Raw genomic sequence first — 16,604 nt, 5'->3', positions numbered from 1 at the left:
GGCGGTTTGCCCGGGGCTTCTTGATATTTCTGTTTCCTTCGATTATTCAGGCGGGACAAGGTTCAATGTAACACCTGTTGGAATGTTATCCATCTGCTCGCTTGATGGTCCGAAGTTCAGTGACTGTACGGCTGCCTGAACTGAGCCTGTAAGAGAAGACAGAGGTCCCGGAGCGGATACGCTGACATTGACCACTGAACCACCTGGTGTGATGGAGAAATTAACAGAGATTGTGCCGCTTGCTGTCGGGTTGCTTCTGAGAAGATCTTCGTATGCACGCTTAATCCTCATGATAATCATATTGGTTTTCCGCCTGATATCATTCATGGTTCGACCCTGGACACCTATCTCTGAACTCGATGAATGTGTTGAGAATGATACTTCAGCAGCTCTGTGAACAGCTTCAACTTCGCTGGATGATACACCATCAATGCTTGCGCTCGGGCCGCCTCCTGAACCCAGAAGTCCACCAAGGCCTCCGGAACCGCCACCGCCTGCGCCGGCGATAAGAGCTTCGCCTCCACCACCGGATGCAAGTCCGGCGCCGGAAGTCGCAGCAGCCTGAAGATCGGATGCTATACCTGATGATCCGCCAGAACTACCGGTTCCATACGCAGCGAAACCTATGCTCTGTAGAACGGCTTCACCGGCAGCCTGACCGTCGGAAGCACCATCGGAAGGTCCGCCGCTGCCGGCAGTACCACCACCACCGGTTCCAACTTCTACGTTCTCCTCACCAATACTCATATCTGTAACGATCTCTTCACCAATTCCCTCGGATGTCTGTTGTCTGGCAAGTGTGGCGACGCGGGCGGTTGGAGCACTTCGGAGCATTTGTTCCTTTGATTCATGAACAACTGTAATAAATCTATCGAATACAGAGCCAGTGATCAGTGCTATAGCCATACCAAGCCCAAGCAGGATGGCATTCCTGTTGGATTCCTCACGGTTTCCTTTCATAGCCAATCCGTCATGAGGTCTTACAGCGAAGTTTTCCCAGTTGTATTCCGGAGGAATGTATTTGATTTTTTTTGTCAGTTTTTCTTTCTTTTTTTCGACGACTTTCGGTGGTTCTGTAAAACTGAAGAAAACCTCGACATTACCAAGAACAAATACACCGTTTACGTTTTTATCAAATACCCACAGATAGGATTCACCGGCTTTGTCTTTCTCCATCAGGTTACGCTCTATAAGCGTTGCAAACGGGACAACATTTCCCTTGACTTCAACACCGCCCTTAATTCCTGGAATAAGATGGAGGAGATATTTATTATCATGCGGTTCAAGAAGTGTATGTATCCGTGGAAGACCGATATTCTTGACGCTTACGGTGTTGTATTCCGCTTCGCCAACAGTCATGAGACCGGCGTTAGGCAGCAGTTCTTTCTTGCCGCCAGGTCCTTCAACTATGATCTTCAATACTCTGTCATCAGGTTTCTCTTCCGCTTTCTCTTTCTTCTTCTCTTTCTTCTTCACGGGTGGTGGTGGAGGAGCCTGTTTCGGAGTATCAATAAAACCAAAATGAATTGTGAAAGATCCGACGGTTATCTGCCCCTTATCAAGATACTTGATATTCAGCAGGTAATACCCTTCGGAATCAACCGGAAATATCCCCAGATCCCGCAGATCTGCAAATTGCAAAGTAGCACCATCAGAGGATTCTATTGTTGAATCCATCTGATCCGACAGTCTTAAAATCAATGTATCTTCGTCATCACCCGGTGTGATCAACGCCATGCTGTCCGGCAGGTTTTCACCTTCGATTACAATATGGTTGTTGTATCCGGTACCTAGCCTGACTGGCTCCGATCCGGGTGTTAATTTACCAACAACCTTGCCATCCCGCATTATTGCGATTGCGAGAATTTTTCTTTCTTCATCCTTTCTGGGTGTCATTCTTCTTCACCTTCCACCTTGATTACAGTCAAGTTCTGGGTAGCATAGCCGGCGACAGCACAGCTGCTCATGACCCTTTGGAGAAGAATAGCCTGCACAGCAACGTCACCCTGTATGTTGACCTTCATTTCCTTCTCATCTGTTATACCGCGTATAAGCCTTGTGTATTCCAAATGATCGGAAAGCCTTTCTACAAGGACAGGAATCGGATTACCCTCGCTGAGAACCGCTTCATCAACATACACGATGGGATCACCATCAACCACTATCGCATCGTTGGTAACAATAATCTCCAGAAAGAGTTCCACAGTCTGCTCGGCTCTTGACTCAGGAAGAGTAAGGGCATCACTGAGTGTTACTATCTGCCCTTCAGCGCTATAGCTCTTGAGAAGAAAGACAACAAGAATGGTGAACATATCAATCAATGCAGTAAGATTCAGTCTGACTTTTTTGTCCTTTCCCCTGAGCAATGCTTTGCTTTTCTTATATCCAAGCATCAGGGGAACGTGTCGTTTGGTTGGTGGGCTACTCATAATCACTCACCTCCAGCAACTCCAGCAGCAATCTGTCTCTGGAGAATACTATAGGCCGCAACCTGAAGACCCGGCTGGTCGAACTCGTGTTCTGTACAAACGTCAATTGTTTTGATTATATTTTCATAGCGAATATTATCAACTGTGAGAATGATGATCTTGTTAACCGGAATTGTTGGGAACGCTTCATCAAGTTCCTCCCTGAGGTTTTTGAGAGCCTCTGAAAGCGAATCGAAATCATATGTGGGCACGGTTTCCCCATCATGGTTTATCATATGAACATAACTCACATGTCGGGTTCCGAAGACAGTACCAAGAAACATCTCTTCATTGGTAATTATCACTTTCGGTTGTAGAAGTTGTTCTTCAGAACGAGCAAGGCTTGTTGTTCCGGCTCCAGAGGCACTTATACCTTCCGTGGGGCACATCTCAATAACGGTTATTTCAAGGAATGATGCGCTAAGAAGCAGGAATGGTATTATCACGCAGAACAAGTTCATTACCGGGAGGAGATCAAGCTCCGGTACATGCCTGACTCTATGACTTCTACCAGTCGCTGCCTGTGCCATCAGCCTTCCTTTCTCGCCTGTGCAAGCATATTGATGACCATGACAGAGTATCTGTCGATGTCATCAATAAGGTTGTCTGTTTTTGCAGTTAGGAAGGAATGCGCAATGAGAAGTGGAATAGCAGATATAAGTCCGAATGCGGTCGTACTCATTGCCATGGAAATACCGTTTGCGAGCATTATGCTCTTTTCTGCAGGATCCGCAGCCGCGACTGATTCAAACGCCGCAATCAATCCGAAGATTGTTCCAAGAAGCCCCACCATTGTTGATACGTTGGCAAGCATGGCAAGATATCCCGTACGCGCATTTAATCTCGGTAATTCCGCAAGTGCCATTTCATCAACAGCGTTCTGAATATCCCGCTCGGTGTTTCGATAATTTCGGAGTGCGGCTTCTATAATTCGTGCCAGTGGTGCGCTCTTGTCAGCACAGGATGCAATTGCACCCTCGATACTTCCTTTTCTTATGAAATCTGCGATTCTTCCCATGAATCTTTCAGGTTTCATATCTGCCACACCGAAAAGAAATATCATCCTCTCAATGACGATCGCAATACCAATGGAAAGGAAAATGAGAATAACCCACATTGCGGGGCCGCCGGAGCGGAAGAACAGAGCTATTTCAGAAAAGAGCCCTCCTTTTACGATTTCCTCTGCTTCTTCCTCAGCTTCTTCAAGATCCGCTGAGACAGTATCAGGCACCTGAGGTGGTTCTGGTTCAACCGGTGCAGTATTCTCCTCAACAATTGTAGAATCAGAAATCGTACTGTCAGCAGAAACTCCTGTTTCTGATGAAGCATCTATGGTTTGTGCAGACACAATCCCGCTGAAAAGGAACATTGAAAGAACCAGCAGCAACGGAAGTGAAATACGTCTCATCTATGATCTCCTCTCGAAAGAACAGGTATCAGTTTCCTACAAAATCAAGTATTAAGTTACCAATCAAGTCGAGACCGGCTATTACACCAAAGACCAGTCCCTGTTCATCGTCACCCTGACTATATCTATATGCCGACAGACCGCCAAACAGCGCAACAGACCCGTATCTGAGCCAGACAGGCAACACTATCATCTCCCGACCAGCTCCAAAACTGGGTTCATCGGTAAATGCCCCCGGATAGACAGGTCTGATTACGTCTTCTATGAAACTTCTCTCAAGCAGTACATTACTAAGATCAGGAGTTGCTTTCAGCATCATGAAAAGAGCTTGAGGAGTTCTGAGTTCACCCCTGATCGTTATTTCCTCAAGCACGAGCGTGCCATCCACCCAGGATGCTCCTGTAGTCTCTCCGTTTTCGCTCTGGGCGTAAACCGGAAGAACAAAAATCATTAGAACAATGAAGGGAAGTACAACTGATGCTCCCGCAGTCCTCAGAAGATACCTGAATCTGTTCATTAGAACGGCCACAGGAAACACCCCCCTCCTCCGCTTTCTTCCTCTTCTTCTTCATATCTGATGGTATAACCCGGTTCATCAGGGGAAGCTTCGGAAGTTACAGGTTCTTCGATCAATGGAATATCAGTGCCGGAAGGTTCAGTATCAATGGGATCGGATTCGAATCCATCTTCCACATCACTGATTTCATCTATTTCAGGGGTCTCCTCCTCTACTACTACGTCAGGAGTGAACGAAGAGTAGCCCATACTCGAACTTGAACCGGGAAGCAGAAGATCAAGGTTAACCGCGATAAAATCGGTCCATTCGGTGCGGATTCCATTATTCATCGCGAGCTCCAGACCGTTCTCATAGGTTGAGACTGCTCTCTGGATGTATAAGTCATACGCTTCCATCAGTATATTGTAGAAAGCCTCCTCGCCCTCAGGAGTAAGGTCAGGTGGTGGATCCATGAAACCGATCGAGTTCGCGAAATCCTCCTGAATCTCACCGATCTTCAGAACTGCCCTGAAGACATAATCGTCATCAAGGTACGAGAAGGTTCTGTTATAACTGGCGACAGCCCCATTGAAAAGCTGTGTTTTATACTCGACATTATCGTTATTTACCGGAGTCAGGGCATAATAATCCCTTGAAGCCATTTCACCCACAAGATAGGCGGACATGGCCGGATAGGTCAGTTGACCATCATGATATTGATCGTACACAGAAATGCAGTTCTCAAAATTGCTGAGAGAGATCGCCAGATTACCCAGATCGTAATTGTATTCACCAATTTTAGCGTAGGCTTCCATCACAACATCAGCTGTTCCTGCTCTGTCACCCGCAATCTGTCCAAAAACGCCCATTGCCAGATCGCGTCTGTCTCCGTCTTCGTAACATCGAGCAGCGCTGCTGAGTGCCGCTACCATATCCGGAGCAGTAGGGAATTTATCATATGCTTCAAGATATATCTGAGCCGCTCTTACATACTGCTCATCCTCTCGAAGCAGGAAAGCAGCTCTGAGTAAACCGGATGGAGCATTCTCGCTGGAAGGATAAAGCAGTGCCAGTTCCTGGAAAAGCCTTACAGAGTTATCGATGCTTCCAGCTTTTCCATACGTTTCTGCTGCATCATACAGTGCAACAGGTGCAACATCGGATCCGGGGTGTTCATGAGCTGTTTCCTCCCAGCGCTGTGCCGCTGCCAGAAGATCTTCAGTGTTTTCACTTTCGGCCAGGGAAGCCGCATCATTGTATGCGGAAGAAGCCGCAAGCAGCTCTATGTCAGCTCCGAGATCTTCTCCGCTCCGAGCTGCCATCTGAGATGCATGTCCATACCATTCTTCAGCCTCGGCATACAGCTCTTCCTGCTGATAAGAATCAGCGATAAATTTCGCAGCCCGTGCGGCATAGCCGGAATTCGGATAATTGTGATAAAGACGTGAGAACATATCTCGAGCGGAATCGTAATCACCGGCATTGTAGAACTTCGGAGCTGCAGCCCACAGGAACCAGGCGACATTCTCACCGTCAGGGAAAGTCTCGGAATACTTGGTTACGGTCTCCATCATTCTCTGTCTCAGGTAAAGACTGTCAATTCCCGGAGTTTCATCGTATGCAATCAGGTATGATGAAAACGCATTGTTGAACGCATCCTCCTGTCTCTGAAAGGAACTGCTGTCAAGAGAGACCTGATAATACATGTCACCGGCCTGGACATACTGACCTGTATGATAGTAAGCGTCACCAAGATGGAATTTGTATTCATATGTTCTGTTTGACACGGTATACTGCTGAAGGTAAGCCTCAATTCTATCAATAAGCGCTTCATTGACCTGATTAAAGGCAACCGGATCGTCCTTGGAGATAACTGTCTGTTCAAGGTAATACTGTATTGCATCTTCAAATGAAGAACAACGCAGGGAATCGGCTAGAGCAATAGCTGTTCCCTCTCCCATCCAGCTATACCACTCACTTTCCAGGCCATAATTGGCAATCAGTTCATCTCTGGCTCTGGCAGCAAGCGCGTATTCTCCCAGTTCTTCATATGCCTGGGCAATCTTCACCTGATAGAGTGGAGCATCTGCACATAATGGATTCACATCAAGAATAGCATTATATGCTTCAATTGATGTCTGCCAGTCTGTCATTTCTTCTGAAATCACAGCCATGTGCTTCAGAACCCCAACTGTAGTCGCTGAATCATCAAAGGTGTCAAGGAACAAAACTGCAGTGGCAACAGCAGAAGATGATCTGTTACTCATCTCCAGAAAATCATAGGCAAGGTACTCTCTGGTTTCATTGAGAATCCTGATATCACCTCTTCTGTGTATACCCAGACTGTCAATGTTCATATCATCCTGAAGAAGGTATGCGAAAGTGGCAATAGAATGTCTGAAATTCTTTGTCAGATAGAGTGTCCATCCCAGCTTGTACAATCCATGCTGAAAAAGGTTGGGGCTGCTACCCGGATAATCCAGCACATTCTGGTAATAAACCAGAGCAGAATCATACTCAAGGATATCAAAGTAATAATTACCAACACGGATATTACATTCCGACGCGAGTAGGCTCTGGGGAAATCGTACAAGGAGATTTCGATAGTTATCCATCGCACCTTCGAAATCCATCATGGATTCCAGACAATATCCAAGTGAATACAAAGCTATATCCTCAACTTCACTTCCGGGATGTTCAGTCAGAACCTGCTGATACAATGTAATGGATTTAGTGTAATCTTCAGGCACATACTCTTCTATTCCGGCAATAGCCTGGCGCTCGCTGTGATGCAGATTGTCTATGTCGTAATACAGCTGAGCAAGCCTGACCAGAACATCGGAAATGAATCGGGAATCAGGATAGTTGGCAAGGTATTCCTCGAAGAATCCCGCGCATTCTATAGCAGATTCATCAATCCGGCGGTTAAGAGAACCGATCTCTCTCGATCGGAGACTGTCCAGAGATGAAGCCGTCAGTGAATCGTCCATTTCAAGCGCTTCCTGAATCCTGTTCCTGTAATATGAGCCTAGATAATTCACCGAATCGCGCTTCAGTTCCCTTTCCATGAAAGTAGCCACAGCAATACCGTACTTGGTTTCCTGAACCCAGTCATGCTCTGCTGTCATTCCGCCTTCAAACTTGGACGCCAGATCCTGCAGAGAAAGTCGTATTCTTTCAATTTCCCTTTCAACATCTGCGAGATCCTGGCGGTCGCGTTCGCTTCCGTGGGATTCAGTAAGTTCTCCAACTTCTCCTGCAGTCAGGGTAAGGACTTCAGTACTGTTTCTGCATTGCTGAATGAGCCTGGCAATTTCGTATTCCATGGTTTCCGGATCAATCTCTACCGGCAGGGAAAGTACCGTTTCCAAATAACCTATTTCTGTGAAGAGCTCGCGGAGGAATGCTTCTTCCTCTTCTATAAGCTCAACCATCTCCATATCTCCCTGAGTAAATGCTTCTTCCTTTAGCTCTGCAAGCCCCAATCTTATCCGGTCAAGCCGTTCCCGCTCAAGTTCAAATTCTTCCTGAGCAAGTGATGATCCGGAAAGAAACAGATCGTAGTAATCACCAGTATCATGAAAATTCGTGAGCAGGTCTTCGTACATTCTTATAGCAATATCAAGATCTTCCGCGCCAAGGGCACAATTGGCCTGAGCAAGCTTGAATTCAGATACGATCTCAGAGTTAGGAACCTCATCCAGGACTTTCTCAGCAAGGTTATACGCATCCTGATATTCACCCTGTCGCATAAGGGTCCAGACATACCCGAGCATGGCTACATCATAGTAGGAGCTGAAAGGAGAGACTCTGGAATAATAATTGATAGCTTCATCGTATTTACCCTCATCAACAAGAATCTGAGCAAGAGCAATTCTTGCTCTGTCAGCCAGATTCAACTCTCCCTGAGTTCCCCCTGTCCGATTAAGTATTCCTTCCAGGGTGGCCACAGCGGATTCTATATTTTCCTCCTCCACGAATGCTACAGCCTTCAGATATTCAGCAAGTGCTCCATATTCACTTGATGGCATCACCTGATTGTACAGCATTCTGGAGTCGGCAAAATCTCCCTGATTGAAAGTGGAAAGACCTGCGGCAATAATTGCGAGGTCCATGAACTCAAATGAGGGATCCGATTGCCTGAGAATTTCAAAATATTCAAGCGCAGATTCGAAATCCTGAAGTTCGAAGGAAATCAGTTCGAGTCTGAAAACAGCATCTTCGTAATAAATGGATTCCGGAAAATTAACCACTACTGATTCGAAGGCATCTCGTGCCCATACAATCGATCCGGATGTATACAGTTCTTCGCCGAGAAGGAATGCGCTTTCAGCATTTGAAAGAATCGCATGCTGCCTTCGAAGCTGAACAAGTTCAGACATGATTCCCGCCAGGCGATCTTCTTCCCTGGCAATCTGCTCCTCAAGTTCAGTGAGTTCCTCCGCGGTTCTCCTGAGAAGAGAGCTTGCGTCTTCTGTGATATCGGTGGATTCGTACTCAGCAGAAGTATCGTCCTGATTCTGGGCATACATAACCGAACTGAGTGAAATCAATATTAGAAGTAACAGTCGAAATTTCATATCAATTGACCGTTTCTTCAGCGGTTCTCAAGAAGGTCGCGAAGTCTCTGTAGTTCTGATTCTGCTGCTCTTCTGCGAGCCTCAAGTTCCTGAAGTCTATCTCTTGCGCGCTCAATGCGTTGCTGCTCGCGCTCAAGTGTGATCCTGTCGGCTCCGAAAACAGGGCCTATTCTGGATCTCAAACCGAATGAGACTTTTGAGTTCTGCATAATGTCAGATTTATTCTGGTTTTCCGGGGGAAAGAGCGTTTGTTCAAATTCAGCCCATGCAAGCTCAAGAGTTATGAAATTGTTAATCTTGTAGGATACACCCAGGTTCAGATCCCTGCCGTCCTGTTCAAGGGCAACAGTGAAAAGATCATTCGGATAATAAACAACAGATCCGAAGAGTCCGTGGCTGATTGAACTTCCAATACCAAGAGCTCCTGAATCAACAACTCCTACAAACCTGCCAATTCCGATACCGAGGTTTACTGTTGCGGGGATTCCGAGAAGAAAGCTGAGATCCTTTGAAGCAACACCGTATGCAGACCAGTTCTGAGCGTGGTCGTACTGGTAGAATACTTCTACCCCGGCACTATCTATCTTGAAGCATTCAATATCCTCTTCTCCGGTGATATTCTCAAGACCGATAGCAAATGCTGGTACCGAAATACCTTCCTGAAGAACCGCAAACTTGATGTTTCCGGCAACTCCTCCATCGCCAAGATATGAAACTCCTACCTGAGCGTAGCGAAAGAGTCCTACCTCAAGATATCCTGTAAGCATGAACTCACTGTTGCCGGCTCCGGCGGAATCCTGGACGCTGTAAGCAGCAGCAGATAGCGCAGCTTCTATTTCAGTATGCTGCAGTACATAAGCATCCGGGCAATCTATAACTCCCGAACGAGAAAACGGAAGAGAACCTGCTACTGCAATAAACGACACTAATAGAACACAAACTATATTATATTTCATAACCTCTCCAAACTCCCCCCGGACCCCAAAGTCAGAACAGAGTTGATGGAAAAATCCCTTCACCAATCATACACTATGTGTGATTATTTATCAACAGGAGTCATGAGTCAACCTCCACATCAAGAGTAGAGAAGAAAAACGAGTCTGTGGTTGACTGCATGGCATACTAGCACAATAATAAGTTATCATGTTTTACTCCACATTTGGAAGAGCATTTGTGTCTGTAATTGACTTACATGACACACCAGAATAATAATCAGCTATCAGTTCCTCTTTAATGGAGGTGTATTTGTGTCTATATGTCTGCTTTTATACGCATCATTGATCTGTCAGATCCCCAAATGGGAAATGAATATTGGGTATCCTCCTATGAGCAATGCATTACTGGCTTGCAATCAATCCGGATCTATGGATATTTTTGTATCCCTTGGAGACCATGGCCTCGGGGGATGGACCGGATCCGGCGTACAGCTCGAAGGATTCCCGATATCCACTGAATCGGGTGTCTCAAAAAAAGCTGCTGCTTTCTACTCACCTTCATCGGGACACGTAATCGTATACGCGGATAACTATGGTTACGTTCACATGGTTGATCACAGCGGAATCGAGAGCTTCGGATGGCCTGTCTATGTCGGCCCCGGGATTCTGACAGGGATATCGGCTGTAGATCTGGATAACGACGGCAATTACGAGATTTCCTTCGGTACCGCTGATTCCAGGATACACCTGCTTGATCTTTCAGGCAACCCTTTACCGCAATGGCCTGTTGAACTCCCGGCCAAACTGCAGTGGCAACCCTCTCAGCTTTCCCTTGGAGGAGGTTCCGGATATTCGCTCGTATGCGCACTTGTCAATACTCGAATATATGTCCTCTCCATAGACGGATCTATCTCACCGGGCTGGCCTGTCAACACAGGCTATTCATCAGCGAGCATTCCTGTAACCGCTGATATCGACGCTGATGGTCTGGGAGACGTTCTGTTCGCGACTCATAACAAGAGATTGTATGCTGTTAGCATGAGTGGCAATGGCATCGATGGGTGGCCATTTTTTCTTGATGACAGATGCATCAGTGGACCTGTTGCCATAGGCCGTCTTGATCCCGATAATCTAGAGCTTCAGATAGCTGTTTCCTGTATCGACAGTACGGTAACTCTTATAGATGGAGACGGAAGCCTTGCAGGAACCTGGCGATGGCCGAATTTTACAGATGGTCGTCCGACCGCTCCGATAATTGCCAGAACGAGCGGTGGAATGGGAGTCATAGTCGGAACAGACAACGGCAGTGTTTATGGATGGAACGCACAGGGTCGGGCAATACAGGGGTTTCCAATTCCATTCGGCCAGCCTGTGTCTGCCCCCCCCGCAGTGGGCGATATTGACGGAGATGGAAACCTGGAACTTGTTGTACTTGGAAGAACAGGCAAGCTTGCAGCATACACCATCTCCAGAATTGGCACCAATCCCGGACCATGGCCGCAGATGCTATGCGATGAAGCCAATTCAGGAAGTTACGGTGTTTCCTTTCTTCCTGTCATCTGTGCGGGCGTGATTTCAGAAGAATGCTCCGGAGCTGTTTCTCTATCTTATCAGACCAGCGGCAGTAACATTACAGGAATCTCGATGGCTTATTCCACGAACTCAGGATATACATGGATTGAGACAAACAGTTACAGGGACAACGGATCGAGTGTGCTATGGTTCAGTGATGAAGATCTGCCGGGCCAGGATATGCATGAGTGCGTTCTGAGAATAACTCCTTACTGTCCTGATGGACCGGGTATCAGTGGTCTATCAAATATTTTTCGTGTGGATAACAATGTTCCTCCAACACTCTATCTATCCACATCCCGCAAAGAATCAGATGGAAAATATAACATCCTTTACTCTGTAGACGATCCCGAAGGTGATATAATTCAGCTTCAGGCCCAGTATTCTGTCGATAACCAGGCAACCTGGGAAAATGCTCATCTGAGCGGCAGTATTTTCGAGATCGCACCCTGGTTCTACGGTGAACCGGTTACATGGAATGCAGGCTATGATCTCGGTTATGTTGACTTTGAGAACATCTCCCTCAGGGTAAGGGCAGCTGATTCAGATCCAGGACCATGGAGTGTACTGGGTAATCTCCATCTTGACTCCGACAGGCTTCCATCAGGCCAGATCATTGCGCCAGATGAAGAAGTCTCAGGTCGGATATCATTGGGAGTCAGGCTCGCAGATCCAGAGGAAAACCCGCTTGAGGTTCATTACGAGTTTTCTCTTGACGGCGGAGATAGCTGGCAAGCAGCAACGGTATCTGAAAGTTCGATTCCCTGCACAGGTTCTTACCAGTTTGACATAATCTGGGAATCAGAAATTGATGCCCCTGGATTCGACGGTAATCAGGTGCGTTTCAGAGCAATTCCAGAAGATATCGACAGAGGCATTGCTGTTCCATCCTCTCCATTCCATCTGGACAATAACAGATCTCCATCCATCGAAATCACTTCTCCCGGCAGATGGGAAACATTCAGAGGTCTCATACCGGTCACATTCCATATCGTTGATCCAGAGGAGGAGGAGGTTTTTCTTGAACTCGAATACAGGATTGATGGTGCGGTAACGTGGATTTCAGCCACTGGTCTGGACAGAAGAAATTTCCTCACTTCTACATCGCAGAATTTCACAGTCAACTGGAACAGTACTGAAGATCTTCCGGGAATGGAAAGAGATGAACTGGAGATAAGAGTGGCCGCGATTGATGGTGATACAGTTTTTTCGGAAGCGATAGGACCACTTTCACTCGATAATACCAGAACACCGTCAGTCATGCAGGCTGCTGTCAGCTACATCTCTGCTGAAACCGGTACAGTATCGATTTCATTCGAATTATCAGACCCTGAGGAGCGGGCTCTGGATCTTATAGTAGCATTCAGCACCGATGAAGGTCAATCCTGGGCTGAGGCAGCGGTATCGGGAGACCTGTTCGGCAGATACAGCAGTAATTACGAGGGTAAATTCGATTGGCATTACAACCTGGATCTGGGTGGAGTGAGTGGCTCAGTAAGGCTGAAAATCACTCCCGTTTCAGGAGCTGCTCTTGGCACTCCGCGAATACTGGAAATGGCTTTCAGGTAAACAATCCTGAAATATCAGACTTGCCACCTGTAAGAACTGCGGTTAATGGTGCTCTTTCTCTGATTGCATGCAGCATGGAATGTGCGATTAAACGTATATCCCATTGAGCATGAGAATCTTCCCTGAGCCGGGAAAAATGGTAGAGTTCCCTGCCGTTGATATTTATAACAACCCTTCGTCTATGGGCATTTGTAAGCATGTATGGATAAAATACACCCAGAGAACCGGAGGTCTCCTCAGATATCCTGATACCCTCCATGAAGTCACTTCCAAGTCCTGCCCTGGAAATGCTTGCTGGAACAGTCACTCCAAGAACAGGATCGTACACTGAAACGAGTCGGGTACACATTCGGTGCCTTTTCATCTGAGCGTATGCTGAGGCGGAAAGAATCAGTTCAAATTCCGCATTGAAAAATTCCCAGCACCTCGGAACAGAATCATGTATACCCAGTCCTGAAAGAGCATCCATGAACAGTTTCTTTCTTTCCCCGGAATTAAGTTCAACCCATATCCTTCCGGCGACTTCAATCGGAACCCCCTTTAAACGCTGCAACAGTAATGATCCAACTTTAGAATCATCATCACAATCCACAAGCACCACATCACTTGCGGCAGCTGAATCAACAGGAGACATGGAATGAGCAAAACTATCCATGGCTGTCGGCTCCAGAAAAAGAAACAGCGATGGAGAGGCTTCCATTACGAGTTCAAGAAACTTCTCCGACAGCTTTCTGACTTCTGCGAATGGATGGCTGGACAATCTTCTGATAATAAGCTCGAGTTCCCGCGCATTGGCAGTCATCCCCATCTGGCATGAAGTTGCAAGGGGAAGAATGTATCGTGCGTCTTCTTTTGCAGTATCTCTATCCGCTCCACTTTCTATTAATCCGCTGTAAAGCTTTTCATATATTCCAAACAGATTCTCAGCAGTTCCGCGAAATCTGACTTCATCATCCCCGCCAAGCTCAGGCGGCAGGATGAGATCTTTTCCAATACGAATGTATCTCTGGGATTTCTCGGTAAAACTGGCCATCCTGAAATTCTGCAGTTCCTCAGCGGCAAGTCTTGAAATATCGATGACATCAAAATTGAAAACAGCATGTTCAGCAACTGAGCCGTGACCGTACTCAAAGACAATCCGCTGATTGGATGCTCTGGCCTTTTCAACTTCCCCGGCCGCTTCCTTCCTGAGAACATCTATCGGCCTTGGATCTCGGCTGATTCGAGCGTAGGAAGCGGAAAGCGTTTCAGGAGTTCCCCCGCCATTCTGGATATCCGTATTGAATCCCGCCAGCTCGATTCTCATTTCATTCCTCTCTTCCGGATACAACTGCTGCAGTATATGCCGCTAAAGGGTGTTCGAACGGAAGCCTTTCAAGCATCAGGTATCTGAGTTCGCGCATTCTCTGCGATAGAGAAGGAAGAAGAAGTATCTTTTTCCACCACCCTATTAATTTTCCGACATCCAGAATATAAGGCTGTAGATCAATACCACTCTGGGCATCCTGTATATTTTCAACAAATCCGTCCATTATGGATGATATCCTCTCCAGATCTGTCATCAAATCTTCAGAAGCTCCATCAGTAACAGCACTGCTCATCCTCTTCAGAAGCTTTTCTGCTTCCGTACCGGCAGACCATGGAAGGTGATGAAATTCACCAAGCAGCTTCCAGGCTGCCCTGTCATTCCCAAGCTCATCAGGCCAGCAGTCTTCAATTCCTGACGCAAGCAGAATCTCATGAACCGCATGAAGAGCTGCCGGAAAACAGGATGATGGATTCAGAAGAAACGAGTGTCCGCAAGGTATTCTGCTACTGAGTCCTCCAAGAAATATTCTTCTGAGCGTGTAGTCATCTGCCAGAAGGTTATCCCAGAGAACCGGCTGCCTTCCCAGCAGTTCCTCAGCTCGAATGAGAGAAGTGGAATCCAGCTTTCTTGAAATGACAGCTTCACCTGTCCAGAACAGATTCCATCTCTCAGAAAGATTATGCTTCAGAAAATGAAGATACTCTTCTCCATTGAGTGTTTCTATTAGTTCAGAACAATAGACGGACGGACACATATAAACCTGACAATCGAAATCAGCCAGTGCTTTCTCCGCCAGTTCAATCTGTCGAAATGCCAGTTCAGGGTCAGCCTTATCAGGAACGTCGTCGAAGAGAATGCAGATTCCGAATGCTCCGGCGGAAAGTGCCTTATCCGCCTTTCTTCGAATAAACTCAATATCGTCATCCTTGAATTGCCATGGACTTATTCCGAAGATGAACTTCACGCCGGCCTGACATGATTTTCGAATGTTTGAAGCAAGAGGTTCAAAGCTGCCACGAGGGTATTCCTGCCGCCATTTCAGCCTGTGATATGGATCATTCTTGGGCGCGTACATGTAAACAGGATCATCAAGCATTGATAGGCAGCTGATAATAATATCTCTCTCTTTCGAGGTGTAAGGCCTGCCGTAAAAACCTTCGACAACTCCTCTAATCATGCCCTCTTCCAATCCTGTAATCGTTGACTTCCGAAGTTCCTTTTCCTAGCTTTGATGCTTGAATCTACAGTAATTTTCCCTTCTCTGAAATACCTTCATGTATTGAGAGGATCATATGACCCGAAAGATAGTAGAATCTGTTCCAAATATCTCTGAGGGACAGAACATGGACCTGATAAACGAAGTCGTGAAGGCGGCAGATTCCATAAGCGGAGCAAAGGTTCTTGATGTCGACCCCGGAGCAGCAACGAACAGAACTGTTATCACCATTGCCGGCGCTCCGGATGCAGTCATGAACGCATCATTCGAGTTAATTAAAAAAGCCGGTGAACTGATCGACATGAGAAAGCAGACCGGTGAACATCCTCGTCACGGAGCAACTGATGTCTGCCCATTCGTTCCGGTCTCAGGTGTTACCATGGAGGATTGCGCGGAATTAGCCCGGAGACTTGGCAAACGAGTCGGCGAGGAACTCCTGATTCCGGTTTATCTCTACGAAAAAGCCGCTTCGAAACCTGAATGGGAAAAGCTGCCCAACATTCGAGAAGGAGAATATGAGGCTCTCCCGGACAAACTCGGTAAACAGGAATGGACACCGGATTTCGGTCCGAATGAATGGAACGAGAGGGTTGCCAGAACAGGTGTCTGCACGATAGGAGCAAGGAATTTCCTCATTGCTTACAACGTGAACCTGAATACAAAAGATCCCGGTATAGCCCGTGACATAGGCCTCACTATCCGTGATACCGGAAGATTCAGAAGGGACAGTAACTGGAAATTCGTCAGGGATGAAGATGGAAATAAAGTGAATCAGCCCGGAAAGCTCCAGTACTGCAAGTCAACAGGCTGGTATATAAAAGAATATGATACTGCTCAGGTTACGATGAACCTTACCGATCTATCCGTTACTCCTCTGCATGCTGGATATGAAGCGGTACTTGAAGAAGCGGAAAAACTCGGAACCAGAGTAACAGGATCGGAAGTGGTGGGGCTTCTCCCCCTTTCAGCAATGCTCGAAGCAGGAAGATTCTATCTTGAAAAGCAGGATTCGGGTCTGTCCTCTGTTGGAAGACAGGGAAAAACTACCGGT

At 46.8% G+C, this 16,604-nt stretch carries 11 protein-coding genes; 2 read left to right on the top strand and 9 right to left on the bottom strand.

The genetic code is table 11. The annotated features are described in order from the left end of the window. Positions 1–42: 42 nt before the first annotated feature. From K8R76_04270 to K8R76_04240, 7 genes are read right to left on the bottom strand one after another with little or no spacing between them, the layout of a single operon-like run. Positions 43–1,896, bottom strand: a complete 1,854-nt coding sequence (locus tag K8R76_04270) for a hypothetical protein (protein ID MCD4847387.1) — start codon at positions 1,894–1,896, stop codon at positions 43–45. After that, entirely contained in the window at positions 1,893–2,429 is a 537-nt protein-coding gene (locus K8R76_04265; protein ID MCD4847386.1) for a biopolymer transporter ExbD, read from the bottom strand. The genes K8R76_04270 and K8R76_04265 overlap by 4 nt, the downstream gene beginning before the upstream one ends. Before the next feature lie 2 nt (positions 2,430–2,431). Continuing rightward, positions 2,432–2,998: a biopolymer transporter ExbD gene (locus K8R76_04260; GenBank protein MCD4847385.1), complete on the bottom strand. Its 567-nt coding sequence runs from the start codon at positions 2,996–2,998 to the stop codon at positions 2,432–2,434. Beyond that, positions 2,998–3,876 (bottom strand): MotA/TolQ/ExbB proton channel family protein, encoded by an 879-nt coding sequence (locus tag K8R76_04255; GenBank protein MCD4847384.1) that lies wholly within the window; start codon positions 3,874–3,876, stop codon positions 2,998–3,000. The genes K8R76_04260 and K8R76_04255 overlap by 1 nt, the downstream gene beginning before the upstream one ends. Before the next feature lie 28 nt (positions 3,877–3,904). After that, positions 3,905–4,405 carry a hypothetical protein gene (locus K8R76_04250; protein MCD4847383.1) on the bottom strand — a complete coding sequence of 167 codons (501 nt, stop codon included), beginning with the start codon at positions 4,403–4,405 and terminating at the stop codon, positions 3,905–3,907. After that, positions 4,393–8,952, bottom strand: a complete 4,560-nt coding sequence (locus tag K8R76_04245) for a tetratricopeptide repeat protein (protein ID MCD4847382.1) — start codon at positions 8,950–8,952, stop codon at positions 4,393–4,395. The genes K8R76_04250 and K8R76_04245 overlap by 13 nt, the downstream gene beginning before the upstream one ends. A gap of 17 nt (positions 8,953–8,969) precedes the next feature. Next, complete coding sequence (locus K8R76_04240) at positions 8,970–9,908, bottom strand: hypothetical protein (GenBank protein ID MCD4847381.1); 939 nt, start codon at positions 9,906–9,908, stop codon at positions 8,970–8,972. 291 nt (positions 9,909–10,199) lie between these two features. Between K8R76_04240 and K8R76_04235 the strand changes: the two genes are divergently transcribed. Continuing rightward, positions 10,200–13,028 carry a hypothetical protein gene (locus tag K8R76_04235; GenBank protein MCD4847380.1) on the top strand — a complete coding sequence of 943 codons (2,829 nt, stop codon included), beginning with the start codon at positions 10,200–10,202 and terminating at the stop codon, positions 13,026–13,028. Here K8R76_04235 and K8R76_04230 read toward each other — a convergent pair. Together K8R76_04230 and K8R76_04225 are read right to left on the bottom strand one after the other, a co-directional pair. Beyond that, positions 13,021–14,334: an FAD-dependent thymidylate synthase gene (locus K8R76_04230; GenBank protein ID MCD4847379.1), complete on the bottom strand. Its 1,314-nt coding sequence runs from the start codon at positions 14,332–14,334 to the stop codon at positions 13,021–13,023. The genes K8R76_04235 and K8R76_04230 overlap by 8 nt on opposite strands. A 1-nt stretch (position 14,335) precedes the next feature. Next, positions 14,336–15,514, bottom strand: a complete 1,179-nt coding sequence (locus K8R76_04225) for a beta-N-acetylglucosaminidase domain-containing protein (GenBank protein MCD4847378.1) — start codon at positions 15,512–15,514, stop codon at positions 14,336–14,338. Positions 15,515–15,629: 115 nt separating this feature from the next. On the opposite strand from K8R76_04225, the gene ftcD reads away from it, so the two are divergent. Continuing rightward, the coding region (ftcD, locus tag K8R76_04220; protein ID MCD4847377.1) for a glutamate formimidoyltransferase at positions 15,630–16,604 on the top strand (975 nt) is incomplete at its 3' end.

This window comes from Candidatus Aegiribacteria sp. (assembly GCA_021108435.1).
In the GTDB taxonomy this organism is placed as follows: domain Bacteria; phylum Fermentibacterota; class Fermentibacteria; order Fermentibacterales; family JCC-6; genus Aegiribacteria.
The sequence above is the reverse complement of the archived record's forward strand: the minus strand, read 5'-3'. Positions and strand labels throughout refer to the sequence as shown.

Bases quoted from the DNA above. Each gene is read 5' to 3' on its own strand.
- K8R76_04270 (MCD4847387.1), bottom strand. From the start codon at position 1,896: ATGACACCCAGAAAGGATGAAGAAAGAAAAATTCTCGCAATCGCAATA.
- K8R76_04265 (MCD4847386.1), bottom strand. From the start codon at position 2,429: ATGAGTAGCCCACCAACCAAACGACACGTTCCCCTGATGCTTGGATAT.
- K8R76_04260 (MCD4847385.1), bottom strand. From the start codon at position 2,998: ATGGCACAGGCAGCGACTGGTAGAAGTCATAGAGTCAGGCATGTACCG.
- K8R76_04255 (MCD4847384.1), bottom strand. From the start codon at position 3,876: ATGAGACGTATTTCACTTCCGTTGCTGCTGGTTCTTTCAATGTTCCTT.
- K8R76_04245 (MCD4847382.1), bottom strand. From the start codon at position 8,952: ATGAAATTTCGACTGTTACTTCTAATATTGATTTCACTCAGTTCGGTT.
- K8R76_04240 (MCD4847381.1), bottom strand. From the start codon at position 9,908: ATGAAATATAATATAGTTTGTGTTCTATTAGTGTCGTTTATTGCAGTA.
- K8R76_04230 (MCD4847379.1), bottom strand. From the start codon at position 14,334: ATGAGAATCGAGCTGGCGGGATTCAATACGGATATCCAGAATGGCGGG.
- K8R76_04225 (MCD4847378.1), bottom strand. From the start codon at position 15,514: ATGATTAGAGGAGTTGTCGAAGGTTTTTACGGCAGGCCTTACACCTCG.